The 26,591-nt window shown below is 67.5% G+C and carries 24 protein-coding genes; 14 read left to right on the top strand and 10 right to left on the bottom strand.

The genetic code is table 11. From position 1 onward, the window contains the following. Positions 1–43 precede the first annotated feature (43 nt). A complete protein-coding gene (locus tag ASF81_RS03285; protein ID WP_055804645.1) occupies positions 44–1,765 on the top strand; it encodes a hypothetical protein in 1,722 nt (573 codons plus the stop codon). Between the two features lie 156 nt (positions 1,766–1,921). Here the strand turns inward: ASF81_RS03285 and ASF81_RS03290 are convergent, their stop codons facing one another. From ASF81_RS03290 to ASF81_RS03300, 3 genes are read right to left on the bottom strand one after another with little or no spacing between them, the layout of a single operon-like run. Next, the gene (locus tag ASF81_RS03290) at positions 1,922–2,701 is read right to left on the bottom strand and encodes a thioredoxin domain-containing protein (protein ID WP_055804649.1); all 780 of its coding nucleotides are present in this window, start codon (positions 2,699–2,701) and stop codon (positions 1,922–1,924) included. A gap of 25 nt (positions 2,702–2,726) precedes the next feature. Next, positions 2,727–4,127, bottom strand: a complete 1,401-nt coding sequence (locus tag ASF81_RS03295) for a M48 family metalloprotease (RefSeq protein WP_055804652.1) — start codon at positions 4,125–4,127, stop codon at positions 2,727–2,729. 59 nt (positions 4,128–4,186) lie between these two features. Further along, positions 4,187–6,901, bottom strand: a complete 2,715-nt coding sequence (locus ASF81_RS03300; RefSeq protein ID WP_055804656.1) for a ribonuclease E/G — start codon at positions 6,899–6,901, stop codon at positions 4,187–4,189. 508 nt (positions 6,902–7,409) lie between these two features. Here ASF81_RS03300 and ASF81_RS03305 point away from each other — a divergent pair. Further along, the gene (locus ASF81_RS03305) at positions 7,410–8,585 is read left to right on the top strand and encodes an N-acetylmuramoyl-L-alanine amidase (protein ID WP_200932852.1); all 1,176 of its coding nucleotides are present in this window, start codon (positions 7,410–7,412) and stop codon (positions 8,583–8,585) included. Between the two features lie 39 nt (positions 8,586–8,624). Further along, a complete protein-coding gene (locus ASF81_RS03310) occupies positions 8,625–9,302 on the top strand; it encodes an SDR family oxidoreductase (RefSeq protein WP_055804664.1) in 678 nt (225 codons plus the stop codon). 4 nt (positions 9,303–9,306) lie between these two features. Here the strand turns inward: ASF81_RS03310 and ASF81_RS03315 are convergent, their stop codons facing one another. Beyond that, the gene (locus tag ASF81_RS03315; RefSeq protein ID WP_055804666.1) at positions 9,307–9,975 is read right to left on the bottom strand and encodes a J domain-containing protein; all 669 of its coding nucleotides are present in this window, start codon (positions 9,973–9,975) and stop codon (positions 9,307–9,309) included. A 45-nt stretch (positions 9,976–10,020) separates the two neighbouring features. Between ASF81_RS03315 and ASF81_RS03320 the strand changes: the two genes are divergently transcribed. The 7 genes from ASF81_RS03320 to ASF81_RS03350 all read left to right on the top strand — a co-directional run bounded on the left by ASF81_RS03320 (position 10,021) and on the right by ASF81_RS03350 (position 18,604). After that, positions 10,021–10,317, top strand: coding sequence for a BolA family transcriptional regulator (locus tag ASF81_RS03320; RefSeq protein ID WP_055804669.1), 297 nt, complete (start codon positions 10,021–10,023; stop codon positions 10,315–10,317). An 80-nt stretch (positions 10,318–10,397) separates the two neighbouring features. Then, a complete protein-coding gene (locus ASF81_RS03325; protein ID WP_055804672.1) occupies positions 10,398–12,215 on the top strand; it encodes a response regulator in 1,818 nt (605 codons plus the stop codon). Positions 12,216–12,339: 124 nt separating this feature from the next. Then, the gene (locus tag ASF81_RS03330; RefSeq protein WP_055804675.1) at positions 12,340–12,834 is read left to right on the top strand and encodes an RcnB family protein; all 495 of its coding nucleotides are present in this window, start codon (positions 12,340–12,342) and stop codon (positions 12,832–12,834) included. Positions 12,835–12,932: 98 nt separating this feature from the next. Then, positions 12,933–14,621 carry a cisplatin damage response ATP-dependent DNA ligase gene (locus ASF81_RS03335; protein ID WP_055805394.1) on the top strand — a complete coding sequence of 563 codons (1,689 nt, stop codon included), beginning with the start codon at positions 12,933–12,935 and terminating at the stop codon, positions 14,619–14,621. Between the two features lie 52 nt (positions 14,622–14,673). Further along, complete coding sequence (locus ASF81_RS03340) at positions 14,674–15,627, top strand: mechanosensitive ion channel family protein (RefSeq protein ID WP_055804680.1); 954 nt, start codon at positions 14,674–14,676, stop codon at positions 15,625–15,627. Beyond that, the gene (locus tag ASF81_RS03345; RefSeq protein WP_055753413.1) at positions 15,627–16,643 is read left to right on the top strand and encodes a low specificity L-threonine aldolase; all 1,017 of its coding nucleotides are present in this window, start codon (positions 15,627–15,629) and stop codon (positions 16,641–16,643) included. The genes ASF81_RS03340 and ASF81_RS03345 overlap by 1 nt, the downstream gene beginning before the upstream one ends. Positions 16,644–16,702: 59 nt before the next feature. Then, on the top strand, positions 16,703–18,604 hold the full coding sequence (locus ASF81_RS03350) for an ABC transporter ATP-binding protein/permease (RefSeq protein WP_369814890.1): 1,902 nt from the start codon (positions 16,703–16,705) through the stop codon (positions 18,602–18,604). On the opposite strand, the gene ASF81_RS03355 is transcribed toward ASF81_RS03350, so the two are convergent. The 4 genes from ASF81_RS03355 to ASF81_RS03370 all read right to left on the bottom strand — a co-directional run bounded on the left by ASF81_RS03355 (position 18,589) and on the right by ASF81_RS03370 (position 21,709). Further along, entirely contained in the window at positions 18,589–19,068 is a 480-nt protein-coding gene (locus ASF81_RS03355; protein WP_045811695.1) for a hypothetical protein, read from the bottom strand. The two genes, ASF81_RS03350 and ASF81_RS03355, sit on opposite strands and share 16 nt — an antisense overlap. Continuing rightward, positions 19,065–19,616 carry a PleD family two-component system response regulator gene (locus tag ASF81_RS03360; RefSeq protein ID WP_039247653.1) on the bottom strand — a complete coding sequence of 184 codons (552 nt, stop codon included), beginning with the start codon at positions 19,614–19,616 and terminating at the stop codon, positions 19,065–19,067. Before ASF81_RS03360 ends, ASF81_RS03355 begins: the two co-directional genes overlap by 4 nt. Before the next feature lie 134 nt (positions 19,617–19,750). Beyond that, positions 19,751–20,698 carry an acetyl-CoA carboxylase carboxyltransferase subunit alpha gene (locus ASF81_RS03365; RefSeq protein WP_039247728.1) on the bottom strand — a complete coding sequence of 316 codons (948 nt, stop codon included), beginning with the start codon at positions 20,696–20,698 and terminating at the stop codon, positions 19,751–19,753. A gap of 90 nt (positions 20,699–20,788) precedes the next feature. Then, entirely contained in the window at positions 20,789–21,709 is a 921-nt protein-coding gene (locus ASF81_RS03370; protein WP_055804684.1) for a site-specific tyrosine recombinase XerD, read from the bottom strand. 125 nt (positions 21,710–21,834) lie between these two features. Here ASF81_RS03370 and ASF81_RS03375 point away from each other — a divergent pair, with 125 nt between their 5' ends. From ASF81_RS03375 to ASF81_RS03385, 3 genes are read left to right on the top strand one after another with little or no spacing between them, the layout of a single operon-like run. Further along, positions 21,835–22,401 (top strand): shikimate kinase, encoded by a 567-nt coding sequence (locus ASF81_RS03375; protein ID WP_055804686.1) that lies wholly within the window; start codon positions 21,835–21,837, stop codon positions 22,399–22,401. Beyond that, on the top strand, positions 22,398–23,504 hold the full coding sequence (aroB, locus tag ASF81_RS03380; RefSeq protein WP_055804691.1) for a 3-dehydroquinate synthase: 1,107 nt from the start codon (positions 22,398–22,400) through the stop codon (positions 23,502–23,504). Before ASF81_RS03375 ends, aroB begins: the two co-directional genes overlap by 4 nt. Then, a complete protein-coding gene (locus ASF81_RS03385) occupies positions 23,504–24,091 on the top strand; it encodes a GNAT family N-acetyltransferase (protein WP_055804693.1) in 588 nt (195 codons plus the stop codon). Before aroB ends, ASF81_RS03385 begins: the two co-directional genes overlap by 1 nt. On the opposite strand, the gene ASF81_RS03390 is transcribed toward ASF81_RS03385, so the two are convergent. Further along, the gene (locus tag ASF81_RS03390; RefSeq protein WP_055804697.1) at positions 24,088–24,513 is read right to left on the bottom strand and encodes an MliC family protein; all 426 of its coding nucleotides are present in this window, start codon (positions 24,511–24,513) and stop codon (positions 24,088–24,090) included. The genes ASF81_RS03385 and ASF81_RS03390 overlap by 4 nt on opposite strands. A gap of 50 nt (positions 24,514–24,563) precedes the next feature. Next, a complete protein-coding gene (gene tadA / locus ASF81_RS03395) occupies positions 24,564–25,022 on the bottom strand; it encodes a tRNA adenosine(34) deaminase TadA (protein WP_055805398.1) in 459 nt (152 codons plus the stop codon). A gap of 12 nt (positions 25,023–25,034) precedes the next feature. Here tadA and ASF81_RS03400 point away from each other — a divergent pair, with 12 nt between their 5' ends. Beyond that, positions 25,035–26,591, top strand: coding sequence for a pseudouridine synthase (locus ASF81_RS03400; protein ID WP_055804700.1), 1,557 nt, complete (start codon positions 25,035–25,037; stop codon positions 26,589–26,591).

The raw sequence follows: 26,591 nt of genomic DNA on the forward strand, positions 1-26,591 counted from the left end.
ACGATTTGAGCGCACACTGGTCGCCAGAGGAAGAGGGGCGAAGATGCGCAAGAGTCTGTGGGTCGCGACGGTTTCGGTCGCCTGTCTGATTGCGCCCGTGGCGGTCGCCGACGCCACAGCGACGGCGGCGACCCTAGCGCTGATCACCAATCCGCAGGTCTGCGGCCGGGTCGGGGCCGTCGGCGATGTCCAGCCGACACGCGATATGGTCATGGCCCCGGGCTTCGGCGACGAGGGCTTCGCGGTCGATACGAAGAATCCCGAGGCCCAGGCCTGGTTCGACCACGGCGTGCGTCTGCGCTGGGCGTTCGAGCATTCGGAATCGGTGCGGGCGTTCAGGAAGGCGAGGCAGTTGGACCCGTCGTGCGGCATGTGCGCCTGGGGCGAGGCCTGGGCGATCGGGCCGAACCTGAATGGCGGCGGCGGCGATCCCGAATCGATCGCTACAGGCCTCCGCGTTGCACGTGACGCAAGGCGTCTGGCCCGAGACGCCACGCCGATGCAGCGGCAGATGATCGACGCCCTGATCCAGCGCTATTCCGGCAAGGAGAAGACCCGCGCCCTGCGTTACGCCCGCGCCATGGACCGGATCGCAAAGCGTCACGCCGACGACGTATCGGTCGCCTCGATCACCGCCGACGCCTGGATGCTCCAGCCCGAGGGCGAATGGTGGGACAAGGACGGCAAGGCGACCGATCCGGCCGTAACCCGCGCCATGGCGATCCTGGAGCACGCCCTGACGGTCAAGCCGAACGATCCGGGCGCCATTCACCTGTACATCCACCTGACCGAATGGTCGGACGATCCGCACAGGGCGCTGGCCTATGGCGAGCGGCTGGCCCTGCTGGCGCCGGGCGCCAGCCATCTGGTGCATATGCCGTCGCACACTTTCTATCGAGTCGGGCGCTACAAGGATGCGATGATGTCCAACGTCAACGCCGTGGCGCTGGACAAGAGCTACGACCAACTGGTCGGGCCGCCCGGCGGCATTCGCGGCATGCGGCTGCATGCCCACAACATCCATTTCGGCATGGGCGGCGCCCTGATGGCGGGCGGGGCCGAGCGGGGGCTGGAGCTGGCCGACTGGTATATGGCGACCTATCCGCAGCTGGCGGGACCGCCCGAGGCGGGCGAGGACGGCTATGTCGTCTATCGTCAGGTGATGGCGGCGGACGCCTATGCGCTTTACGGCCGGTTCGGATCGGACGCCCAGGTCGCGGCCCTGGCCGAGCCCGACGTGGGCCGTCCGCTGATGCGGGTCGGTTGGCGCTATGCACGGGGTGAGGCCGCGGCGCGGCGCGGCGATGCGGCGGCGGTTCGGGTCGAGGCCCAGGCCATCGCCGCCCTGCTGGCGGACCAGGCGTTCAAGGGCCCGATGGCGGATCGTCAGACCGGTTTCGCCGAACTGTTCCAGAAGGTGCTGGAAGGCCGCGCGGCCATGACCGATCATGACTATCCCGCCGCCATCGCCGCCTATGGGCGGGCGGCGGAGATCCAGGCCATGGCGCCCGAGGGCGGCGATCCGCCCATGATCTGGTATCCGACGCGCCGCAGCCTGGCCGCAGCCATGCTGGCGTCCGGCGATGCGGCGGGCGCCAAGGCCAAGATCGGCGAACTGCTGAAGGATTGGCCGAATGATCCCTACAGCTACTACGTCCTCTACCGCGCCGAACAGGCGCTGGGCGACGAGACGGCGGCCAATGACGCCCTGCGCCACGCCGGTGTCGAATGGATCGGCGGACAGATGACTCTGGGTGAGGCTTAACATCTTTCCTTCTCCCATTGGGAGAAGGTGGCCCGGAGGGCCGGATGAGGGTTGGTCGGTGGGCTAGGTCGAAAGACCCGACCCTCACCCTTTCGCGCCAGAACGACGGCTATCGCCGCCGTGCGCTCAAGCCCTCTCCCAATGGGAGAGGGATGCCTATTTCTTCGCTGCTTCGATCAGTTTGCCGATTTCGGCCGGGTCGATGCCGGGGCTGGCCTTGCCGTTGACGAAGAAGGTCGGCGTGCCGCGCAGACGCAGGGCGGCGGCCGTGGTGTGGATGTCGGCGATGTGGCGGGTGGTGTCGGGCGCGGCGATCGCGGCCTTGGCGCGGGCCATGTCCACGCCGTGCGCGGCCAGGATGGCGTCGATCGCTTCGATCGACAACGCCCGCTCGGTCATCAGGGCGTCATAGACCTCCAGATACTTGCCCTGCTGGTGCGCGGCCAAGGCGGCGCGGGCGGCGTATTGCGAAGTGATGTCGTCGCCGCGGTCCAGGATGGGCCAGTCCTTGAAGACGAAGCGGACCTCCGGATGGGCGGCCATCAGGGCGCGATAGTCGTGGGCCACGGCCTTGCAGCCGGGGCAGCGGAAGTCGAAGAACTCGATCACCGTGACCTTGGCGTTCGCCGGACCGAAGGCCGGATCGCGGGCGTCGGGCGCCAGAAGGCCGGCGTTGGCGGCGGCGGCCTGGTTCGTCTCCTCGACGGCGGCCTCGGCGTCCTTGGTCTGGAGCGCCATCTGCGCCTCCTGCAAGACCTCGGGATGCTCCAGCAGATAGGCGCGGACGTTCGATTCGCCGGTCAGATAGGGGGCGGCAGAAAAGCCCAGCGCGATGACCGACAGGCCCAGCGCCAGATAGCCGGCGCGGCCGCCGCTGAGCCATCCCGGCTTGGCGGTCTTGAGTTCGGGCGCAGGCGTGGGGGCGTCGTCGGTCATTCAAGCTCGCAGTTCGCGGTAGGGGTCAGTTGAGGGTCGCGGGCCGGCGCGCGGCGTCACGGCGGTCCAGGTCGTTGAGATCGTCGGGCGTGGCGCCCGAGGCCAGGACGATATCGACGGCGCGGCGCCATTCGATCGAACCGGGATTCAGCATGGAGCGGGCGCGCAGGGCGAACTGGGTGGCCTGCTTCTCATCCCCGCCGGCGAAATAGTATTCCGCCGAGGCCAGTCGCGCCTCGCCCTCCTTGCCCTGGGAGGCATAGGCCTGGGCCAGAAGGCGCCACGCCATGGTGTTGTCCTTCTCGGCGACGACGGCGTGTTTCAGCTGATCGATGGCCTCGTCCAGATTGGCCTTGTCGTTGGTTTCAATCAGGGCGTGGGCCAGGTTGACGCGCAGCAGGGGGGCGTCGGGCTTCAGGCGGACCGCCTCGCGGTGGGCGGCGACGGCCTCGGCCGGGCGACCTTCCTCGAACAGGATCTGGCCCTTCAGTTCCTGGAAATAGGGGTTGTTCACGTCGCCGGCGATCAGCGCATCCACCGCCGTCAGCGCCTTGTCCGTCTGGCCGTCGCGATACCAGGCGATGGCCCGCGCATAGCGGCCGGGCAGGGAGGTGTCGGTTGACGGATAGTCGCGCAGGGTGGCGTTCGGCGCATCCATGAAGGCGTGGATCTTGGCCAGGATCAGAGCGTGCTGCGCCATACGTTCGGGGCTGTCGCGATGGTCGTAGTGCGGCTGTTCCTGCACATAGCGACGCAGGCTCTCGATGCGGTTCGACGACAGGGGGTGGCTGCGGAAATAGGGATAGCGGCGGGCGTCGGAGAAGACCTCCTGCGAGCGGAAGTTTTCGAAGAAGGACACCAGACCGGCGCCGGATTCGCCAGCCGCCTCAAGCGCCCGCGCGCCCGAGAGGTCGGCTTCACCTTCCTGGCTCTGCATATAATGCAGCGCGCCGAGAGCGCCGAAATACTGGCTGGAGCCGAGCAGGGCCACGCCTGCGTCCGGCGCGCCGGCGGCGATCGCCAGGGCGCCCAGCGCCATGGTCATGAACATCGGCTGTTTGCCGGCGTTCTCGGCCCCGTCGCGCAGGGTGTGGCGGTTCTTGATGTGGCCTGCCTCGTGCGCCATCACGCCCAGCAGTTCGCCGGGCGTCTTGGTGCGCAGGATCAGGCCGGTGTTGACGCCCATGATCCGCCCGCGTGTTGCAAAGGCGTTCAGGTCGTTGTCGTTGACCAACAGAACTTCGATGTCGTTCGGGTTCAGCCCCATGGCCACGAAGACCGGGTCGGCCCATTCGCGCACGATGCCCTCGACCTCGGTGTCGCGGATCAGGTTTTGCGCGGAGGCCTGGCCGGCGACGGAAACAGCCATCAAGGCCGTCGCCGCCGCCGCCAGAACGCGGGATGCAGATCGGGGAAGCCACCTCATGGCTCTACTCCAACAACGACCGGCCCCCGCCTGTATCCAGACAGTCTAATCGTGACCGATCAGCGGCGCCACCACCCGCGCTTGGGCTTTTCGGGCGGTGCGACGATCTGGTTCGGGTCTTCGGCGATTATGGCCTGAACGTCGATCTCCGGCGTGGGGGCGACGAAGGGTTCGGCCAGCACGGCCTCGGTCACTGGAACCGCCGTCGGGGGGGCGACCGGGGCGACCTCGGCCGGTTCGGCGGCCAGCGCCTCGTGCGGGGTCACGTCCAGCTCCACCGCCGCGCCTTGGACCGTGGCCTCGTTCGGCTCGATGGCGGTGTCGGGATGCGGTTCGGTCGCGATCTCGACATTGGCGCTGGCCGACTTGCGGCGCACGCGACGACGCTGAGGTTCGGGCGCGATGGCCGGGGCGGCTGGCTCGACGGCCTCGGTCGGCTCGACCATGACGGCCATGGGCGTCTCGGGCGAGCCGTCGGGCGGCATGCCTTCGTTGGTGGCGCGGTTCTCGACCTTGATCTCGTGGCTGACGGAACCGTCGCCACGGCCGCGACCGCGACGACGACGACGGCGCGAACGGCCGCCTTCCTCACCAGAGCCTTCGCCGGCCCCGTTGTTGGCGACGACATCCAGGCCTTCGACCTCGGACTGAGCGACAGCGGGGCGTTCAGCCCGCTCGGGGCGCTCGCCGCGTTCCGGACGACCTTCCGAGCGGCCAGGGTTCAGCGGGTCGAACCAGACATAGGGGTCGTCCAGCGACGGCGTGCGGCCGCGGACCCAGGTGTAGACGTCGCGCTCGCCATCCTCACGGACGCGGCGACCGCCACGGCGGCCACGGCGACGGCGGCGGCCGTTTTCGTCTTCCTCATCGTCCGAGGCGTCGTCGGCGCTGACCGCATCGACGGCCTCGACTTCGGAGGTTTCCTCGTCGCGACGACCGCCGCGACGGCGACGGTTGCGCCCACGGCCGCGATCGCGACCACCCTCGTGACGCTCCGAGCGTTCGCGCGGTTCGTCGTCGTCGCTGTCTTCGCGATCCAGGGATTCGACGGTGTCGTCATCGTCGTCGGCGATGATCTCCTCGTCGTCGTCCTCATCCTCGTCTTCGTACAGCGAGGCGTCGAAGTCGTCGTCGAGGTTGGGCATCTCGATCTCGGGCGCGACGAAGTCCTCGTTCGTCTCGGTGCGCTCGATATTGTGTTCGCCCTGACCCAGGCTGTCGTCGATCTGGACGATGACGTTCAGGCCGCGACGTTCCAGGAGCGACTGCAGATAGGCGCGCTTGTGGTTCAGGATGTACAGGCCTACGGCGGTGCAGACCTTCAGCACCACCACGCCCGCGCCGTTCTTGCCGGCCTCGATGTCTACCGCGCGCAAGGTCATCAGAGCCGCGGATTCGGCCGAGCGAATGCGGCCCGTGCCCTGGCAGTGCGGGCAGGCTTCGGTGGCGCCCTCGATCACGCCCAGACGACGACGCTGGCGGCTGATCTCCATCAGGCCGAAGGGCGAGATGCGGCCCATCTGGATGCGGGCGCGGTCGGAGGACAGGGCCTCCTTCAGCACGCGCTCGACGGCGCGGTTGTTCTTGCCTTCATCCATGTCGATGAAGTCGATGACGACCAGGCCGGCGAGGTCGCGCAAGCGCAGTTGGCGGGCGGCTTCTTCGGCCGCTTCCATATTGGTCTTGAAGGCCGTCTGCTCGACGTTGCGTTCCTTGGTGGCGCGACCCGAGTTGACGTCGATAGCCACCAGGGCTTCGGTCTGGTTGATGACCAGATAGCCGCCGGATTTCAGCGGCACCACCGGTTGGTGGATCTGCGTCAGCAGTTCCTCGATGCCGTTGGCCGCGAACAGGGGGCGCGAGCCGCGATACAGGTGAACCTTCTTGGCCTGGGCCGGCATCAGCACGCGCATGAAGTCGCGCGCTTCCTTGAAGCCCTCGACGCCCTCGACCTGAATGCCGTCGAAATCCTTGTCGAACATGTCGCGCACGGCGCGGCGGACCAGGTTCTCTTCCTCGTAGATCACCGAGGGGGCGTGAGAGGCGAGGGTGGTCTCGCGGATCGTTTCCCACAGGCGCAGCAGATATTGATAGTCGCGCTTGATCTCGGCCTTGGTGCGCTTGGCGCCCGCCGTGCGGATGATCAGGCCCATGCCCTTGGGCACTTCCAGGGCCGAGACGGCGCTCTTCAGGCGACGACGGTCAGAGGTGTTCGTGATCTTGCGCGAAATGCCGCCGCCCTTGCCGGTGTTAGGCATCAGCACGCAGTAGCGGCCGGCCAGCGACAGCCAGGTGGTCAGGGCCGCGCCCTTGGCGCCGCGCTCGTCCTTGACGACCTGGACCAGCAGGATCTGGCGGCGCTTGATGACGTCCTGGATCTTGTAGCGACGCATCAGGCGGCGCTTCAGCCGCTCCTCGTCGGCCAGCGCCGATTCGGGGTCGACGTCATCGCCGGTCGATTCGCGGTCGAGATCGTCTTCGTCCTCATCGTCATGCGCCTCGGCCATGATGGCTTCGCGGTCGGCGACGGGGATCTGGTAGTAGTCGGGGTGGATTTCGTTGAAGGCGAGGAAGCCGTGGCGATTGCCGCCGTATTCAATGAAGGCGGCCTGCAGGCTGGGCTCTACGCGAGTGACCTTGGCGAGGTAGATGTTGCCGCGAAGCTGGCGCTTCGCACGGGATTCGAAATCGAATTCCTCAATCTTGCGCCCGTCCACGATGGCGACCCGGGTCTCCTCGGGATGCGCCGCATCGATCAGCATTGTCTTTGACATGGAAAGTCTCTCTCTGGCGCGCGCAGGCCGACCGTCCCGGATCTCCGGACAGGGTCATGGCGGCTCGCCGAATGAAGGTGAGGGCCGGCGCGCGCGACATCCCCTCGCCGAGAACGGCGAAGAAGGCTTGATCAAGCCGTTGGGGAACGCAGGCGGAAAGGCCCATTAAGTCGTCGGTCCTGAACCGGGCGCGCCAATCCCTTGGGAAGGCCGCGTCCCTGGTCCGCTCTTCGAACCATCGGCCAGGCCGGGGCGGTTCTAGGATTGGTGAAAGTCAACGCCGCGAGGAGGGCGCGCCAAGATTCGCAGAGGCGAAATCGGCGCGATCGGTTCGCGAGCGGTCACAGCATAGTCATGCAACGGGAGAATTAAAAGGCGCTCGCCTTAACCCCCTGAATACGAGCCTCTGTCATGATGGGGTTCAAGTAGGCTTAAACCGGGTTCGCCGACGCAGATGAGCGGTCGCGTTTTGACAGGTCTGATGCGCTGGCGCGCGAAGGAGTGGGCGATGACCGCCCTGGCCTTCGTGGTCATCTGCATGGGCGGTCTGTCCGCAACGCGCGGTTTCGCCTGGGGCGCGCAGGGCGATGTGTTGGCGGTGCGCTTCGGCGCCGATGGCGATCGGACCCGCGTCGTCATCGATCTGGACAAGACGGCGCAAGGACGCGTCATCGACGCGGGCGGCGAAGGCCGGGTGGTGCTGGCCCTCAGCGGTGTTGCGCCAGGGCGTGGTCTAAACGGTGGCGGTTCGGGCCTAGTGCGCTCTTATGAAGTTACGTCGTCCGGCGGTTCGTCGCGAGTTCAGCTAGAACTGGCGCGCGGCAGCGAGATCGAACGGCGCTTCCTGCTGCCGCCCGGCGACGGCGTCAGCCATTATCGTTATGTCGTGGACCTGAAGGCGACGGGAGCCGCCGCGCGCGCCTCGACCACGCCGGCGCCGCGCGCCAGCGCGCCGCCGCGTCGCGCAGAACGCCCCCTGATCGTCATCGACGCCGGCCATGGCGGCAATGATCCGGGCGCCAGCGGCGCAAGCGCCCAGGAAAAGCAGGTCACTTTGGCCGCAGCCCTGGCCTTGAAGGCCGAGCTTGAGAAGAACGGCCGCTATCGCGTGCGCCTGACCCGGACCGACGACCGCTACGTCGACCTCTATCGCCGTGTGTCAATCGCGCGTCAGGCGGACGCCGATCTGTTCATTTCCTTGCACGCCGACGCCGGCGCCGATCCGGCGCTGCGCGGGGCCAGCGTCTATACCTTGTCGGAGCAGGGCGCGGGCCGGGCCGTGCGCGAGTTCACGCGCGGCGACAACTGGCATCGCGAGCTGCATCTGCCGGGGCGCGATCCGTCGGTTGATCGCATCCTGCTCGACATGACTCAGCGCGCGACCCAGAACCGCTCGGCCCAGTTCGCGCGGGTCTTGCTGACCCACCTAGAGGGATCGGACCATCCTCTGCTTCGCCGCAGCCATCGCGATGCGGGCCTGGCTGTCCTCCTGGCGCCCGACGTGCCGGCCGTGCTGCTGGAAATGGGCTTCATCACGAACCCCGAGGACGAGCGGCTTCTGACTGACGAGCGCGCGCGCCGTCGCCTGATGAAGTCGGTGGCGGACGGGATCGATCGCTATTTCCGCGAGCCGTCGAGCCCGATGATGGCCGCCGCAACCAGCCAGGCCGCCGGTCAGCCCTGATCCGGCGCAACCAAGCCGGCCGTCGCCGGTTTCGGCACCATGAAAAAAGCGATTGTCACGGGCGGATCAGGCCTTATCGGAACGGGCGTCTGTAACGCCCTGCTGGCCAACGGATGGGAGGTCGCCTCCTTCGACCTGAAACCGAGCGAGGGGGACGCCCGTCACATCGACTGCAATCTGGGTGATGAGGATTCAGTCAAACAGGCGTTCGAGACGCTGAGCTGGTCGTCGCTGGACCTGCTGGTCAACAACGGGGGCATCGCCGATCCGGTGAACGGCCCCCTGGCTAAGCTGTCGCTGGCGGACTGGCGCAACATCATCGACAGCCATCTGACTGGCGCCTTCCTGATGAGCCGCGCCGCCATTCCGATGCTGAACGAGGGCGGCGCCATCGTGAACATGATCTCGACGCGCGCATTCATGTCCGAGCCGCACACCGAGGCCTATGCAGCGTCCAAGGGTGCGCTGTTCGCCCTGACGCACGCCCTGGCGATTAGCGAAGGCCCTCGAATCCGCGTGAATGCCATTGCGCCCGGCTGGATTTCGGATGGCGAGGATCTGCGTTCTGTCGATCACGAACAGCACCCGGTCGGCCGCGTCGGCCGCGCCGAGGATATCGCCGGTGCTGTGCTCTATCTCGCCGAAGCGAGTTTCGTGACGGGCCAGGTGCTGACCGTGGACGGCGGCATGACACGCAAGATGATCTACGCCGACTAGGCCGTCAGGCCAGACCGGCCTTTCTCAGCGTCTTCCAGGCCTTGATCACGCGTTGCAGCTTTGCCTCGGCGCTGCGGTCGCCGCTGTTGGTGTCAGGGTGAAATCGCTTCAGCAGCTCGTGATACTGAGCCTTGATCTTCGCCTTGTCGGCGCCCGGGTCCAGATCGAGGTCGGCCAAGGCGGCGCGTTCCAGCTTGCCGATGCGGCGGTCCTCGGTCGCGGACTGCGGCGCCTGATCGCCCTTGCGACCGAAAAGGCCGAAGCTGTCGCGCCATGAGCCGGCGCCGGTGGTGTTCGAGGTGCCCATCTTGGCGGCGAAGGCGGCCGCCTCGCGCGTGAACTTGCCGGCCTGAATCTCCCAGGTCGGGCGCCCGCCGGTCATGGCCTCGTTTTCCTGGGCGGCGCGGATCTGGCCTTCGCTCATGCCGGCGTAGAAGTTCCAGCCCTTGTTGTATTCGCCGGCGTGCGGCTGGCAGAATTCGTAGAAGTCGTTCAGCCGCTCGCGCGACTTGGGCGCCTTGGCGGCGGCGGCCCGGCGACAGTCGGGCCACTGGCATGGCTTTTCGCCCGGCTTCAGGTGAAGGACGTCGGCCTTCGCCGCCTCTTCCTCGGGCTTGGGCGGCTTCACCCGAATGTCGGTGAAGCGCGGCTTGTATTGAAAGGAGGCGGACATCAGCCGAAGTGTAAGCCCGATTGGGACAGCATCAAGGAATCGATCATGTCTGAGGGCCCGGTGGCGACGATTATTCGTGCAAAACTGACGGCAGGGCTGTCGCCATTGCGTCTGGAGGTCGAAGACGACAGCTGGCGCCACGCCGGACATCATCATGAAGGCGGAATGGACGCCAAGCCTGGCGGCGAAAGCCATTTCAATCTGGTGATCGTGTCCGCCGCTTTCCAGGGGCAGTCGCGGCTGGCGCGACAGCGCGCGGTCAACGCCCTGCTGAAGGACGAGATGGCCGGACCGGTCCACGCTCTTTCGATCAAGGCGCTGACCCCGGAGGAGGCGAGTTGAGCGAGAGAACTGCGTTCACATCGTCTTAGAACCTTCGTTTTAGCGTCATTCGACCAAACAGAACGTGGGGATCTGGGCTTATGGTGGAATCCGATGGCGTCGCGAGGGCGCTCGAAGGCGATCAACGCGCCGGCGACGCAGCCCAGGCCCTGACGGCCATTCTGCAGACCCAGTATCTTCGCTACATGATCATCACGTCCTGGGCCGTGGGCCTGCTGGGCACGGTGGGCCTGTGGCCGGCGCTCCTTTGGTTCGGCGGCACTCTGGCGGCTGGGTCGCTGCGGGGACTGGTCGAGCATCGTCTGAGCCATCGCGTCGGCACCAACTGGGGCGTGATCTTCCCGATCGTGGCCACGGTGACGACCGGCGCCTGGGCCATTGCGCCTCTGATGGCCTGGTTCTCGCCCACCGAGTTCGGACGCCCCCTGGCCCTTGCCCTGCTGATTTCCGGCTATGTGCTGGTCTTCGCTCAGCTTCGCAGTTCGCCGCGTCAGGCCCTGATCATCTCTTCGCCCTATGGTGCGGCGGCGACGATCATTCTGTTCAGCCTTTGGGGCACCAACGCCTTCTGGTCGATGCTGGCGGTCCTGCCGTTTACGGCGGCGGGTCTGTTTGTGCTGGTGACCATGACCTTGCTGCGCGAAGACCGCATCCGGGCCTTCCAGTCGCACCAAGCGCATCTGATCGAGGAACTGGAAGCGGCCCGCGACAAGGCCAATGCCGCCAATGACGCCAAGTCGAACTTCCTGGGCGTGATCTCGCACGAGCTGCGCACCCCGATGAACGGCGTGCTGGGCGCGGCCCAACTGCTCAGCGCGACGCGATTGGAGACGACGCAGCGCGAATATCTGTCGATCATTCGCAACTCCGGCGACAATCTGTTGTCGCTGCTGAACGACATCCTCGACATGACCAAGATCGAGGCTGGCAAGATGAATTTCGAGGTCGTCGATATCGTCATCGACGGTTTGAACAAGCGCATCACTGGACCCTTTGAAGCGCAGGCCGAAGCCAAGGGCCTGACGTTCGTCACGACCGTGGAGGGCGAGATCCCGACAGTGGTGCGCGGCGATCCGCTACGCGTCTGCCAGGTGGTGCAGAACCTGCTGTCTAATGCGGTCAAGTTCACCGAGGCCGGGGAGATCCACTATCTCGTGCGCGGACACCGCGTGTCGGATCAGCGCGTGCGGTTCGAGTTTGTCGTCCAGGACAGCGGCGCAGGAATTGCGGCGGCCGATCTGGAGCGGTTGTTCATGCCCTTCACCCAGGTCGACACCTCGTCCACGCGCCGCTTTGGCGGCACGGGTCTGGGCCTGACTATCGCACGGCGCATGGCCAACATCATGGGCGGCGACATCACCGTGACGTCCAAGCTCGCCGAGGGCTCGTGCTTCACCCTGGAAATCGAGGCCGAGGTCGTGGAATGGGCCAAGCCCGTCGCGGCTGCCGAGGTTCATGCCGAGATCGAAGGCGGCGAATCGCTGCGCGTCCTGGTGGTCGAGGATCACCCTGTGAACCGCATGATCCTGGAGGCCTGGATGAGCTCGGCCAGCCACGTCACTTCGACGGCCGAAAATGGTCAGGTCGCGGTCGATATCGCCAAGGACCAGCCGTTCGACCTGATCATCATGGATGTGAACATGCCGGTGATGGACGGACTGACCGCGACACGCATGATCCGCGAAGGCGGCCAGAACGCTGGCACTCCGATCGTGGTCCTGTCGGCCTCGGCGCGTCATGAGGATCACGAAGCCGGTCTTGAGGCGGGCGCCGACGCCTATCTGAACAAACCGATCGATTTCGGCGCCCTGGCCGCCCTGATGGGGCGCGTCGGCGGCGGTCGCGACGCGGTCGCGCAGATGGCTCTGCCGTCGTCAGAGACCTCGGTCGCCGCCTGATTGCGGCGATCCTGTGTTCCCGACATGAACCTGGGCCGATGACGCCGGTTCAGGTGCGCCTCAGTCGCCGTGCTCCATAACTGCATCCAAGCCGACGTTCTTCGGCGCAGATGGAGACACGATCATGAAAAAGATCCTGACCACCGCAATCGCTTCGGTCATGGCCGCCGGCGCGCTGGGCGCTGCTGGCGCAGCGTCGGCCCAACCCATGCCGCCCCACGGTCCGCATGGTCCCGCTGCACGTCACGGTCCGGGTGCTGACCACTACGATCGTCGGGACTATCGCCAGGATCGCCGCGACTACCGCCGCGAACTGCGTGAGGATCGTCGCGACTATCGCCAGCAACAACGCGCCTATGAGCGCTGGCAGCGTGCGGAACGTCGTTACAACGCCCCGCGCTATGTCCCGCCGCGCGGCTATGCGGTTCGGACCTGGAGCTATGGCCAGCGGATGCCGTCCTACTACCGGACGAACGCCTATGTGGTGAATGACTACAACCGCTATGGCCTGCGTGCCCCGCCCCGTGGCTATCAATACGTCCGCAGCGGTAATGACGTGGTGCTCGCCGCCGTCGCCGGCGGCCTGATCACCGCCGTGATCGCCGGATTGTTCAACTGATCTGCTGAGGATTTGAGATGCGCCCCGGAGGGAAACCTCCGGGGCGTTTTTCGTTCTGAAGAGGACGGCGACGCTTCCGGCGCCCAAGATGGATGACGATGCGCGCCTTCGCCGAGCTACTGGACCGCCTGTCCCTGACGGCTTCGCGCAATGCGAAGCTGGTGCTGGTGCGCGACTATCTGAGAGCGACGCCCGATCCGGATCGGGGATGGGCGCTGGCGGCCCTGACCGGCGACCTGACGTTCGACGCGGCCAAGCCGGCCATGATCCGAAAGGCGGTCGAGGGGCGGGTCGACAGCGTGCTGTTCGGCTGGTCCTACGACTATGTGGGGGATCTGGCGGAGACGGTGGCCCTGATCTGGCCCGTGACCCCGGACCATCGGCCAAACCGCGAGCCCGAATTGGCCGAGGTCGTCGAGGCGCTAAGGACCGCGACGCGGACGGAGGTGCGCGGTCTTCTGGAAGGCTGGCTCGATGCGCTGGAGCCGAAAGGGCGCTGGGCGCTGCTGAAGCTGATGACCGGGGCCTTGCGCGTGGGGCTGTCGGCGCGGCTGGCCAAGACGGCGGCGGCCATGATGCGCCCGGACGCGGTGATGGCGCCGCCTTCGCCGGAGGGTGACGAGGCGCAGATGACGCTGGAGGCGTTGGACGCCTCGGCCATCGAGGAGGTCTGGCACGCGGTGGAGCCGCCCTACGCCGACCTGTTCGCCTGGCTGGAGGGCAGGGCGGAGCGGCCCAGCCCGGATGCGCCCGGCCGGTTCCGGCCCGTTATGCTGGCCGTCGCCATCGATGAAGCGGTCGACCTGCCCAAACTGTCGCCGGCCGACTATGCGGCCGAATGGAAGTGGGACGGCATACGGGTTCAGGCGGTGCTGGAGGGCGAGGTCCGCAAGCTCTATTCCCGCACCGGCGACGAGATTTCGGCCGCTTTCCCCGATGTGATGGAGGCCCTGGCGTTTCAGGGCGCGATCGATGGCGAGCTGATCGTCTGGCGCGACGGGGCGGTCGCGCCGTTCGGGGACCTTCAGCAGCGGCTTAATCGCAAGTCGGTGGACGCCAAGGCGATGCAGGCCTTTCCGGCGGCGGTGGTCGCTTATGACCTGTTGGCCCAGGACGGCGAGGATCTGCGCAGCCTGCCGCTGCGCGAGCGTCGGTCGCGCTTAGAGGCCCTGGTCAATGGTCATACCGGCGAACGACTGCACCTGTCGCCGGTGGTCGATTATGCCGATTGGGATCAGTTGGCGCGGTTGCGAGCCGATCCGCCGGTTGGGGCGGCGGCCGAGGGGCTGATGCTGAAACGCTGGGACAGCCCCTATCTGGCGGGGCGACCCAAGGGACCGTGGTTCAAATGGAAGCGCGACCCGCACGTCGTTGACGCCGTTCTGATGTACGCTCAGCGCGGGCACGGCAAACGCTCGAGCTTTTATTCCGACTACACCTTCGGCGTCTGGACGCCGGAGGGGGCGCTGACGCCGGTGGGCAAGGCCTATTTCGGCTTCACCGACGAGGAGTTGAAACAGCTCGACAAGTTCGTGCGCGATCACACCATCGACCGGTTCGGGCCGGTGCGGTCTGTGCGAGCCGAGCGGGACTTCGGCCTGGTGCTGGAGATCGCCTTCGAAGGACTGAATCGCTCGACCCGGCACAAGTCCGGTGTGGCCATGCGCTTCCCGCGCGTCAGCCGCATTCGCTGGGACAAGCCGGCGCGAGAGGCCAACACCATCGACGACGTGATGGACCTGCTGGACGCTATCGAAAGCGGCGGCGGGCGGATCGCAAAGGCCTGAAATCGGGCTTTCGGGGGTTCCAATCGTCGCGCCAGGCGTTAGACCCGACCTCATGTCTCTGCCTATTTCCAACGAAGTCGCCGACGCGGTGGCCGCGGGCCGCAAGGCCGTTTCGATCGATGCCGCCGTGATCGCCAAGCTGACCGACATGGCAGGTGATTTCGCGATCAACCTGACAATCGCCATCCTGATCTTCGTCCTCACCGTCTTTGCGGCGAAATGGGCGGCGCGCGGGGCGCGCAATACGCTATCGAGGGTCAAGGGATTCCGCCACGATCCGACGGTCCTGAGCTTCGCGGTCCAGGTCGTGCGGGTGGTGGTCTTCATCATCGGCATGATCGCCGTGCTCCAGCGCCTGGGTGTTCAGACGACCTCGATCATCGCCGTGCTGGGCGCGGCGTCCTTGGCGGTAGGTCTGGCGTTGCAGGGCACGTTGTCGAACGTGGCGTCGGGGATCATGCTGCTGGTGCTGCGGCCCTACCGGGTCGGCGACGTCGTCGATGTCGGCGGGATGAGCGGCACGGTGCAGCGACTGGACCTGTTCACGACCCAACTGTCCAACGCCAACAACCACAAGATCGTCATTCCGAACTCCAAGGTCCTGAGCGACCCGCTGACCAATCTGACCGGCCAGCAGACCCGCCGGATCGAGATCAACTTCACGGTCGGCTATCGCGACGATCTGAACCAGGCGCGCTGCGTCCTGGCGGATATGGCCGCCGCACACGACAAGGTGCTGCACGATCCCCATCCCTGGACCGGCGTGACGGGCTTGCTGGACAGCTCGGTGCAGGTGACGCTGCACGCCTGGGTCAAGGTCGGCGACTGGTGGCAGACCCAGGCCGATCTGATGCAGGGCGGCAAGGAGGCGTTGGACGCCGCCGGGATCGAGATTCCGTTCCCGCATCAGGTCGCCGTGCCCTATGGCGATGAGGATGTGGTCCCGGTCGTGCGCGTCCGCACGGTCGATGACGATACGGCCGATCTGAAGGCGACGAACCGTTGATGCGTTACGATTTCGGCTCCGACAACACCGCCGGCATGGCGCTGAGCGCCATTGAAGGCCTGGTGCGCGCCAACAAGGGATTCGCCCGCGCCTATGGCGCAGACGAGGTCACCGCCCGCGCCGCCGACCAGATTCGCCAGCGTCTGGATGCCGACGCCGAGGTGCGGTTCGTGTTCAGCGGTACGGCGGCCAACGCCATCGCCCTGTCGATGCTGGCCCAACCCTATGAAGCGGTGCTGGCTCATCATGCGGCGCACATCTGCACCGATGAGACCGGCGCGCCCGGTTTCTTCGGTCACGGCGTCGGCCTGATCGGTTTGCCGGGGTTCTCGGGCAAGATCGATCCATTGGCCTTGCAGGCGCAGTTGGGCGAACCCGAAGTCGGGCATCGTCAGCCGCCCGCCGCCCTGTCGCTGACACAGGCCACGGAATATGGCTCGGTCTACACCGAGGAAGAACTGCGCCACCTGATCGAACCGGCCAAGGCGCTGGGCTACGGCGTTCACATGGACGGAGCGCGCCTGACCAATGCGGTCGCCGCCGGTTTCGACCTGAAAGACATTCCGCGCCTGGGCGTGGACGTGCTGGTGTTCGGTGGAGCCAAGGCGGGCGCCAACTGCGCCGAGGCGATCGTGCTGTTCGACAAGAGCCTGGCGCGGCGATTGGACAATCGGCTGAAACAAGCGGGCCAGACGTCATCCAAGACGCGTCTGTTGTCGGGCCCGATGCTGGGGTTGCTGGAAAGCGGCGATTGGGAATCGGGCGGCGCCCATGCCAATCTGATGGCGCAGCGACTGGCGGCGGGCATCGCGGGGCGGTCGCCCTTCGTCCTGGCCCATCCGGTGGAGGCGAACGCCGTCTTCGTGCGGATGCCGCCAGAGGCGCATGCCCGCCTGAATGAAATGGGCTGGGCCTGCTACGCCTTCGATGACGGTTCGGTGCGCTTCGTCTGTTCATGGGCGACGCAGGAAGCGGCCGTGGACGAGTTGATCGAGGCGGTCGCCGGTCTGGGCTGAGCGACTAATCCCCGTTCGCGCGCCAGCGTGGCCTTTCCCCGGTCGCAATGGGTTTCCATATGCGCATCATGGCGATGCGAGGCGAACGCTCCGGCGGCAGGCGTGACCCGATGGTCAAGGCGCAGCAGGCAGGGAGCACACAGGACAAGACGGACGGACCCCCGACGCTGACGGCGTTGGCGGACCTTGCGCGGCTGGTCGCCCGTTCAGGCGCACCGCACCTGAAACTGCGGCTGATCTCGGCCATCCTGCTGACGCTGGCGGGCAAGGGGCTGGGCGTCATGGCGCCGCTGGTGCTGGGTGCGGCGGTCAACCGTCTGGCGGCGGGGCAGGGTGCCGCGACCGCCGTCGGCCTGGGCTTTGCGGCCTTCGCCATCGGCTGGACGCTTGTTCGGTTCCTGTCGGCGGCCTCGCCCCTGATCTCCGACGTGGTGTTCGCGCCGGTGCGTGCCGCCGCCCAGCGCGCGACGGCGGCCGAGGCCTTCGCCCATGCGCTGAGCCTGTCGCTGGATTTTCACCAGACCAAGCGCTCAGGCGCCCTGTCGCGGACGATGGACCGGGGATCGCGCGCGGTCGATTTCCTGCTGCGCATCCTGGCCTTCAACTTGGTTCCGACGGGGGTGGAGCTGGTGCTGGCGGCCGGGGTGCTGGGCGCCAAATACGACTGGCGCTTCGCCGCCGTCGCGGTGGTCGTGGTCGTCATCTACACCGCCGCCACCTTCGCCATGTCCAACTGGCGGTTGGAGCATCGCCGGATCATGAATGCGGCCGATTCCGAGGCCGCTGGCGTCTCGGTCGACGCCCTGCTGAACTATGAGACGGTCAAGTCGTTCGGCGCCGAGACGCGCGCGGCTCAGACTTATGACCGCGCGTTGGGCGACTATGCCGAGGCGTCGCTGAAGGCCAACAGTTCGCTGAACATGTTGAACGGGATGCAGGCCCTGGTAATGAACCTGGGCCTGGGCGTCATGGCGGTGATGGCCGGATTCGAGGCGGCGGCCGGTCGGATGGGGCCGGGCGATGTGACGGCGGCGGTGCTGATCATGATCTCGCTATATGCGCCGCTCAACATCCTGGGCTTCGCCTATCGGGAAATCCGTCAGTCCTTCATCGACATGGAGGAGATGCTGAAGGTGACGCGACAGACGCCGCAGGTCGCCGATGCGCCGAACGCCGTCACCCTGCCGCGGCCGGTCGATGCGCGCGGGGCGTCGGTAGCGTTCGAGGCCGTCGGCTTCCGCCACGACGCGCGGGCCAATGGGCTGGAGGACGTCAGCTTCTATGCCGCGCCGGGCACCACGACGGCGCTGGTCGGCCCATCGGGCGCGGGCAAGTCCACCATCGTCAAACTGGCGCTGCGTCTGCTCGATCCGCAGGAAGGGCGCGTGCTGATCGACGGCCATGATGCGCGCGAAGTGACCCAGGCCTCGCTGCGATCGGCGGTGGCGCTGGTGCCTCAGGATGTGGCGCTGTTCAACGACACCCTGGCCGCCAACATCGCCTTCGCCCGGCCCGAGGCGGATGAGGCGCAGGTGTGGGCGGCCTCGGAGGCGGCGGAACTGGCCGACTTCATTCGCGGCTTGCCGGACGGGATGCAGACCAAGGTCGGCGAACGGGGACTGAAGCTGTCGGGCGGCGAACGTCAGCGGGTGGGCATCGCCCGAGCCCTGCTGGCCGATCCGTGCATCCTGATCCTGGACGAGGCGACCAGCGCCCTGGACAGCCGCACCGAAGCCGCGATCCAGAAGACGCTGCGCAAGGCCAGGAACGGCCGCACGACCCTGGTGGTCGCACACCGGCTGTCGACCGTGGCGGATGCGGACCAGATTCTGGTGCTGAAGGCCGGGCGGGTCGTCGAACGCGGCGGTCACCACGAACTGGTAGCCCGACAGGGCGGGGAGTATGCGGCGCTGTGGCGCAAACAGACGCGCGGCGGCAAGACGCCTCAGATGGCCGACTGATCGGCGGTCGGCAGCTTCTTTCTCAGAACCTCATGCAGGTTCGTCAGGATGGCGGTCCGCGCGGCCTGCTCTTGCGGCGGCAGCGCCAGCAACAGCTTCATCGCCTGGGCATGGACCGTGGCGATGCGCCAGTCGAAACCGCCCTGACGCGGCGCGGCGTCCAGCAGGTCGCATAGGCCCTTGGCCGCCGTGCACAGGTCGTCCATCTCGAACGGGCTGGCCGCATCGATGATCTGGCTTGAGGCGGAATAGGCCAGATCCAGCCGCATGGGCTCGATCAGGTTCGGATCGGGCTTGGCCAGCAGGGCCGCGATATTGTCGCCGATGATGGCGCGGGCCTGATCCTGAAGTCCGTCCAGATTGGCGCGGGCCTGGGCCAGGGCGACCCCGACGCTGACACCGCCGGGGCGATCCAGCATCTCTGCCAGGCGAGACTTGCGCTGAGTGTGGGTGATGACGGTCATAGGGCCAGACTCTCCATCCCCTTCGCCTTGCGAATCATGTCGGCGCGGCGTTCCACGCCTTCATAGCCGGTGTGTCGGAACCGGCGATCCGGGCCCAGATAGTCGCCGACCTCCAGGAAGGGCCGGCTGTCGCGCGCCACCCACAGGATGCGCTCCAGCAGAAGCGCCGGGCTGAAGGGCTTGGTGACGACGAAGTTGGCGCCGCAGTCCCGCGCCTCGGCGACGCGCCCGCGACGAATGTGGCTGGCGGTCATGATGACGGGGGTGAAGGCGTTGGGATTGGGGCCGGAGCGGCGCAGCCAACGCACCAGTTCGAAGCCGTCGATGTCGGGCATGTCGGTATCGACGACCAGCAGATCGACAGGCTTGTCGGTCAGCAGCTTCTTGGCTTCCATGCCCGTGCCGCACGCATAGGTCGGGCGGATGCCGAAACCGGTCAGGGCGTTGGACGTCAGGGTCAGCGAGAACGGCGAATCGTCGACGATCATCGTGATCGCCCCGGCCAGGTTGAAGACGGCGCTTTCACGCAGGGACTCGCCACCGCTCATGGCGCAAAGGCCCCAGTCTGTCGCGCCGCTGAACCCATGGCCGGTCGCAAACCTCGATGCCCCTGAACGAAGCGCCGAGCTTGGCAGACGAGGGTGGATGCTGCGTTAACGCTGGTCGCCAGAGCGACCGGGCGTCAGAGGGCGCCGATAGCGTAGAAGCGATCCGCGCGACGCTTCTTGATCTGCTGCGGCGTCAGGCCGTCGAAGCCCTTCAGCTCTTCGGCCAGCACGTCGCCGACATTGGCCATGGCCGTGTCGCGATCGGTATGGGCGCCGCCGACAGGCTCATCGATCAGGCGGTCCACGATCTTTAACTGCATCAGGTCCGGGCCGGTGATCTTCATCGCCATGGCCGCGTCCTTGGCTCGCGCGCCGTCGCGCCACAGGATGCCGGCGGCGCCCTCGGGCGAGATGACCGAATAGATCGAGTGTTCCAGCATCAGCACGCGGCTGGCCGCGGCGATGGCGATGGCGCCGCCCGAGCCGCCTTCGCCCGTGATGGTGGCGATGGAGGGCACGCCCAAGGTCAGGCAGCGCTCGGTCGAACGGGCGATGGCCTCGGCCTGGCCGCGCTCCTCGGCGCCCAGGCCCGGATAGGCCCCGGCGGTGTCGATGAAGCTGAGGACCGGCAGGCCGAACTGCTCGGCCATGTCCATCAGGCGCACCGCCTTGCGATAGCCCTCGGGCCGGGCCATGCCGAAGTTGTGGGTGATCCGGGTCGCGGTGTCGTGACCCTTTTCGTGGCCCATGATGACGACCGGACGACCGCGGAACCGGGCCAGGCCGCCCAGAATGGCCTGGTCGTCGCCGAACTGACGGTCGCCGTGCAGCTCGTTCCAGTCGGTGAACAGGCTCTGGACATAATCGATGAAGTGCGGCCGCTGCGGATGGCGCGCGACCTGGGTCTTCATCCAGGGGTCGAGGCCGGCGTAGGTCTTCTTGCGCAGCTGGTCGGCCTTTTTGCGCAGACCCTCGATCTCATGGTCGATGTCGCCCGAGGTGTCGGCCAGCAGCGAAAGCTCCTCGATCTTGGCTTCCAGATCGGCGATCGGCTTTTCGAAGTCTAGATAGTGCGTGGCCATCAAGGCGTCCGGGAACTGCAAACGGGCGAAAGCGCCCTTGGGGAAGGCGCGCGAACCTAGAGAGGTCAACGCCGCCGGGCAAGCGGGGGTTCAGTCGTCGCGCGCCAAGGGGTGGTTTTGTTGGACGACCTGGGCCAGGCGGTCGGTGGCGACGTGGGTGTAGATCTGGGTCGTGGCGATATCGACATGGCCCAGCAGGGTCTGGACGACGCGCAAGTCCGCGCCGCCTTCAAGCAGGTGGGTGGCGAAGGCGTGGCGCAGGACGTGGGGGCTGACGCGGGCCGGGTCGATGCCGGCCGTGATCGCGGCCTCGTCCAGCAGTTGGGCGAAACGGCGTGGGGTCAGGTGGCCGGTGGGGCCGGAGGAGGGGAACAGCCAGGGACTTTCGGGCGCCTCAGGTTTTCGCCCATCTTTGCCCTTGAGCTTCGCGTCGCGGACGACCAGCCAGGCCTTGATCGCTTCGCGGGCGGCGGAGTTGAGGGGGGCGAGCCGTTCCTTGCCGCCCTTGCCGCGCACGATCAGATAGGCGGGGTCGCGCCGAACGGCCTCGACTTTGAGCCCCAGCAGTTCGGATACCCGCAGGCCGGAAGCGTAGGCCATCTCGACCAGGGCGACCAGGCGCAGGCCCGCCGCCGCGTCGCGTGCGGCCGAGGCGGCCAGCAGGGCGTCGATCTCGGCGCGGCTCAACACCTTGGGCAGGGACCGGCCCTGTTTGGGCGCGTCGAGGCGGCGCGAGGGGTCGTCGGTGCGCCATCCCTCGGCCAGGGCGAAGCGATAGAACTGACGGGCGGACGAGCGGCGACGGGCGGCGGTGGCGGCCGACAGGCCGCGTCGCGACAGGTCCGCGAACCAGGCCTCGACCGCTTCGGCGTCGGCGTTCATCAACCCGCCGGCGTCCGACAACGCCATCTCCGCGTCCGCCAGATCGCGGCCATAGGCGGACAGCGTATGGGGCGAAGCGTCGCGTTCGACCGCCATCATCTCCAGAAAGGCCTCGATCTGGGGCGTCATGCAGCGATCCGCAGCCTGAACGACTGGCGCAAGGTCAGGCTTGGTGTAGAGGTTTTCTGGATCATGCCTGCCCGCGCCGCCGCCTTCGCCTTCCTCTCGACCGACCGTTCCGCCGGAGCCGCCGGATGAGGCGGCGCGCGAATCCGGGTCCGACCCGCACCATAGCCCTGGTCGGCCTGATGGGGGTGGGCAAATCGTCGGTCGGTCGTCGGCTGGCCAATCGGCTGCGACTGCCGTTTGCGGACGGGGATGTAGAGATCGAGGCGGCGGCCGGGATGACGGTGTCGGAAATCTTCGCCGCGCTAGGCGAGGCCGAGTTCCGCGCGGGCGAGGCGCGGGTGATCCGCCGCCTGCTGGAAGGGCCGCCCATCGTGCTAGCGACCGGCGGCGGGGCGATGATGAACCCGGAGACGCGGGCGCTGCTGAAGGCCAAGGCCGACACGGTTTGGCTGAGGGCCGATCTGGCGGTCATCGCGGAACGGGTGGCGCGGCGCGACACGCGGCCCCTGTTGCGCGGCAAGGATCCGCTGGAGGTGCTGACCGGCCTGGCCGAAGCCCGCTATCCCATTTACGGCGAGGCCGATGTGACCGTGGACGTCGGGCAGGGCTCGCACGGCCAGGCGGTGGACGCCATTCACAAGGACCTGCGCCGACACTGGCGCCAGAGACGACGCACGGAGACCCCGCAATGACGATCATTCCGGTCAGCGGCGGGGCCTTTGCCGCCTATGACGTGGTGGTGGGGCGCGGGCTGCTGGCGCAGGTCGGCGCACACATCGCACCGCTGGCCACGGGGCGGACGGTCATCGTCACCGACGAGACGGTTGCGGGCATCCACGCCCAGGCCCTGACCGCGTCGCTGACGGCGGCGGGCGTGACCAGCGAGATCGTGGCCGTGCCGGCAGGCGAGGGCTCCAAGTCCTTCGCCGAGCTGGAGCGCGTCCTGGATCGGCTGCTGGAGATCGGGCTGGACCGCCAGGATGTGGTGATTGCTTTGGGCGGCGGGGTCGTCGGCGATCTGGCCGGGCTGGCGGCAGCCCTGTTCATGCGCGGCATCGACTTCGTGCAGATCCCCACCACCCTGTTGGCCCAGGTCGACTCGTCTGTCGGCGGCAAGACAGCCATCGACACCCCGCGCGGCAAGAATCTGGTCGGCGCCTTCCATCAGCCGCGTTTGGTGCTGGCGGATATCGACGTGCTGGCCACGCTGCCGGAACGCCAGGTGAGGTCCGGCTGGGCCGAGGTGCTGAAGCACGGGCTGATCTGCGACGCGGCCTTCTTCGACTGGCTGGCAGGCGAGGGGGCTGCGGGCGCCAAAGGCGATGCGGCGGCGCTGGAACGGGCGGTGATCCGCTCGGTCGAGATCAAGAGCGTGGTGGTCGGCGAGGACGAGAAGGAGGCGGGGCGACGCGCCTTGCTGAACCTGGGCCACACCTTCGGCCATGCGATCGAGACCGAGGTCGGCTTCGACGAAGGGGCGCTGGCGCACGGCGAGGCGGTAGCCTTGGGCTGCTGCATGGCCTTCCGCTATTCGGCGCGTGAGGGCTTGTGCTCTTCGGACGACGTGGCGCGGGTCGAGACGGTGGTCGCGGCGGCTGGGCTGCCGACGCGGCTGGATCAGGCGGGATCGTTCGCGGCCGACCGTCTGCTGGCCTTGATGGCGGGCGACAAAAAGGCCGAGGGCGGGGCGCTGACCCTGATCCTGGCGCGCGGCATCGGCCAGGCCTTCGTCGCCAAGGGCGTGGATGCGGCCAAGGTGCGGGGCTTCCTGATCGAGGAAGGCGCGACCGCGTGATGCGGATCGCCCCGGTCCCTCTGGAGGATCGCTTCGTGAGGCTCGAGCCGTTCGAGGAAGGATTGAAAGCCGAGGTCAAGGCCGCGCTGGATTGCGATCCTGAGGCCTGGGGCATCATGGTCGCGCCAGCCTATGGCGATCATTTCGAGGCCTGGTGGAATGCCGCGCTGTCGGCGATGCAGGCGCAGACCCGGATCGCCTATGCGGTGCGGCGGCGCTCGGACGGGGCGGTGGTCGGGACGACGAGCCTGTATGAGATCAACCCCGCCTATCGCCGCTGCGAGATCGGCTCGACCTTCTATCAGCCGGAGGCGCGGGGCGGGGCGATCAACCCGGCTTGCAAGCGGCTGTTGCTAGGGCATGCCTTCGACGCGGGCGCGGTGCGGGTCGAGATCATCACCGACGCCGTCAACGCCCAGAGCCAGGCCGCCATCCTGAAGCTGGGCGCCAAGGCCGAGGGCGTCCTGCGCAAGCACAAGATCACCTGGACCGGCCGGGCGCGCGACACCGCCATGTTCGCCGTCATCGACGACGACTGGCCTGAGGTGCGCGAGAGACTGGACCAGCGACTGGCGGCGTTCGTTTAGTCGACCGCTCGGCATTCCGTCGGCTGGCGGCCTTCGACGGACCAGGTGGCGAGGACGCCCTTGCCGCGCAGTTCGACGTTGGAGGCGCGATACCAGATGCCGTCGGCGGCGCGTTCTTGATACAGGTCGATGGCCTCGCCGGACGAATTGCGGATGGTGGCCATCTGGCGCGGGTTGTCGAAATCGACCGACAGGCGCTCGCCGTTGTCGCACAGATAGACGGTGTGGACGACGCGGTTCAGGGTGCGGTCCTGGATTTCAGCGCCGGTGCGCTGGCGGGCGGTCTGGGCCTGGATGGCGCGTTCCTTGACCTCGTCGCCGGTGCGCGGAGCCTTGTCGGGATCGGCGCCGCAGGCGGTGAGGAGGGCCAGGGCGGCCAAGCCGCTCAAGACGATCGACTGCGGCAGATCCGGCTTGAACAAGGTCTTTTCCCTCCACGGCCCCGCCCAACGGCGCAGCTTTTCGCGGCGTTCTAACGTGCGCCGCCTGTCGCCGTTCCCCGTCTTTGACGGAAGAAGGATTTGAGCAGCGACGACGCCTCGCCCGCCAGAAGGCCTGAGTCCGTGCTGGGACGCCAGTGGCAGGTCGGCTGTTCGAACAGACGGGGGCCGTGGATGACGGCGCCGCCCTTGGGATCGTCGGCGGCCCAGACCACGCGGCTGATGCGGGCGTGGCTGATGGCCCCGGCGCACATGGCGCAGGGCTCCAGCGTCACATAGAGGGTCAGGCCGGTCAGGCGATAGTTGTCCAGCGCCGTCGCCGCGCGCCGCATGGCGACGATCTCGGCATGGGCGGTGGGGTCGCAAGCCGCAATTGGACCATTGGCGCCGGTCGAAATTACCTCACCTGAGGCAGGATCGACAAGAATTGCGCCCACGGGCACCTCTCCTGCGTCCGCCGCCGCTTGCGCTTGGTCCAGCGCCATGCGCATGAACCGCTCATCATGGTCCGCCATACAGACGACAACGACAAGAAGCCCCGCGCCCGTCAAGACGAACGGTCGCCCCGGCCCTTTAAATCCTCCGGTCCCCGCAAGAGCGGCGACGGGACGAGATCATTCGGCGACAAGCCGCGCGGCCCTCGCGAAGACGGCGCCAAGCGGTTCGGCGACAAGGCCGACCGCCCCCGCAGCGACAAGCCCCGCAGCGACCGGCCCCGCACCGACAAGTCGCGCAGCGATGGGGGCGGCAAGGACGGCAAGTCCAAGACGACGGACACGCCTCTGCGTGCCGAGCGAATCGCCAAGACCATGGCCCGCGCCGGCATCGCCTCGCGCCGCGAGGTAGAGCGGCTGATCGGCCTGGGCAAGGTGGCGGTCAACGGGCGCATCCTGGATACGCCCGCGACGCTGGTGACGCGCGACGACGTGATCACGGTGGACGGCAAGCCCATCGGCTCGACGCAGGCGACGCGCGTCTGGCGCTATCACAAGCCGGCGGGTCTGTTGACCAGCCACAGCGATCCGACGGGTCGCCCGACGGTGTTCGACGCCCTGCCGGCCGGTCTGCCGCGCGTGATTTCGGTCGGACGGCTCGATCTGGCGACCGAAGGCCTGCTGTTGCTGACCAACGACGGCGAGCTGAGCCGGGCGCTGGAGCTGCCTTCGACCTCTCTGGTGCGTCAGTACCGGGCGCGGGCGCGGGGCAAGATCACCCAGGAGCAGTTGGACGCGCTGAAGGACGGCGTGGTCGTGGACGGCGTCTCCTACGGTCCCATCGAGGCCAAGCTGGACAAGGCCAAGGAGTCCAAGTCCGAAGACAGCAAGGCGCCGGCGAACCTGTGGATCTCGGTATCGATCACCGAGGGCAAGAACCGCGAAGTTCGAAAGGTGCTGGAGTCCGTCGGCCTGACCGTCAACCGGCTGATCCGCCTGGCTTACGGCCCGTTCCGCCTGGACGTCCTGCCGGTCGGGTCGGTGGAAGAGGTCGGGCCGCGCGTGATCCGCGAGCTGCTGGCCGAATACATCCGGCCCGAGAACCTGCCGACCGGCAACACGGTCGAGACGCCCGCGCCCATTCCCGGCCGTCGGGTCTCGACGCCCATCGTCAAGGGCCGGTCGGGTTCGGCCATGTCGGACCCGTCGCGCAAGCCTAGCCGCGTCCGCGCCGCCGAAACGGCTCAGGCGGATGCGGTCGAGCGCCGCGAGCGTCCGCCCAAGAAGGAAGGCTGGGCCAAGGCTGCGCCCAAGTTCGAGCATTCCAAGACCTTCAAGCCGCGTGAGCGCACCGCGCCCGCCGGCGACCGCCCGGCGCGTGAGGATGGAGATCGGCCCAAGCGCGCCTTCAAGCCGCGCGACGACCAGTTCATCGACGATCGGCGCGGCAAGCCCGGCGCCAAGCCGACGGGACGCACGGGTTCCGGCCCTCGCGTAGGCGGTCCTGGCGGAAAGCCGAGCGGCGGCCGCGACCTCAAGCCTCGCACGGGCGGCGGCGGCAAGCCGGCCGGTCCGTCTGGAACGAGCGGACGCGGGCCAGGCGGCAAACCGCGCACGCCCCGCTGA

The sequence above is a fragment of the Brevundimonas sp. Leaf168 genome (genome assembly GCF_001423685.1).
GTDB lineage: Bacteria > Pseudomonadota > Alphaproteobacteria > Caulobacterales > Caulobacteraceae > Brevundimonas > Brevundimonas vesicularis_C.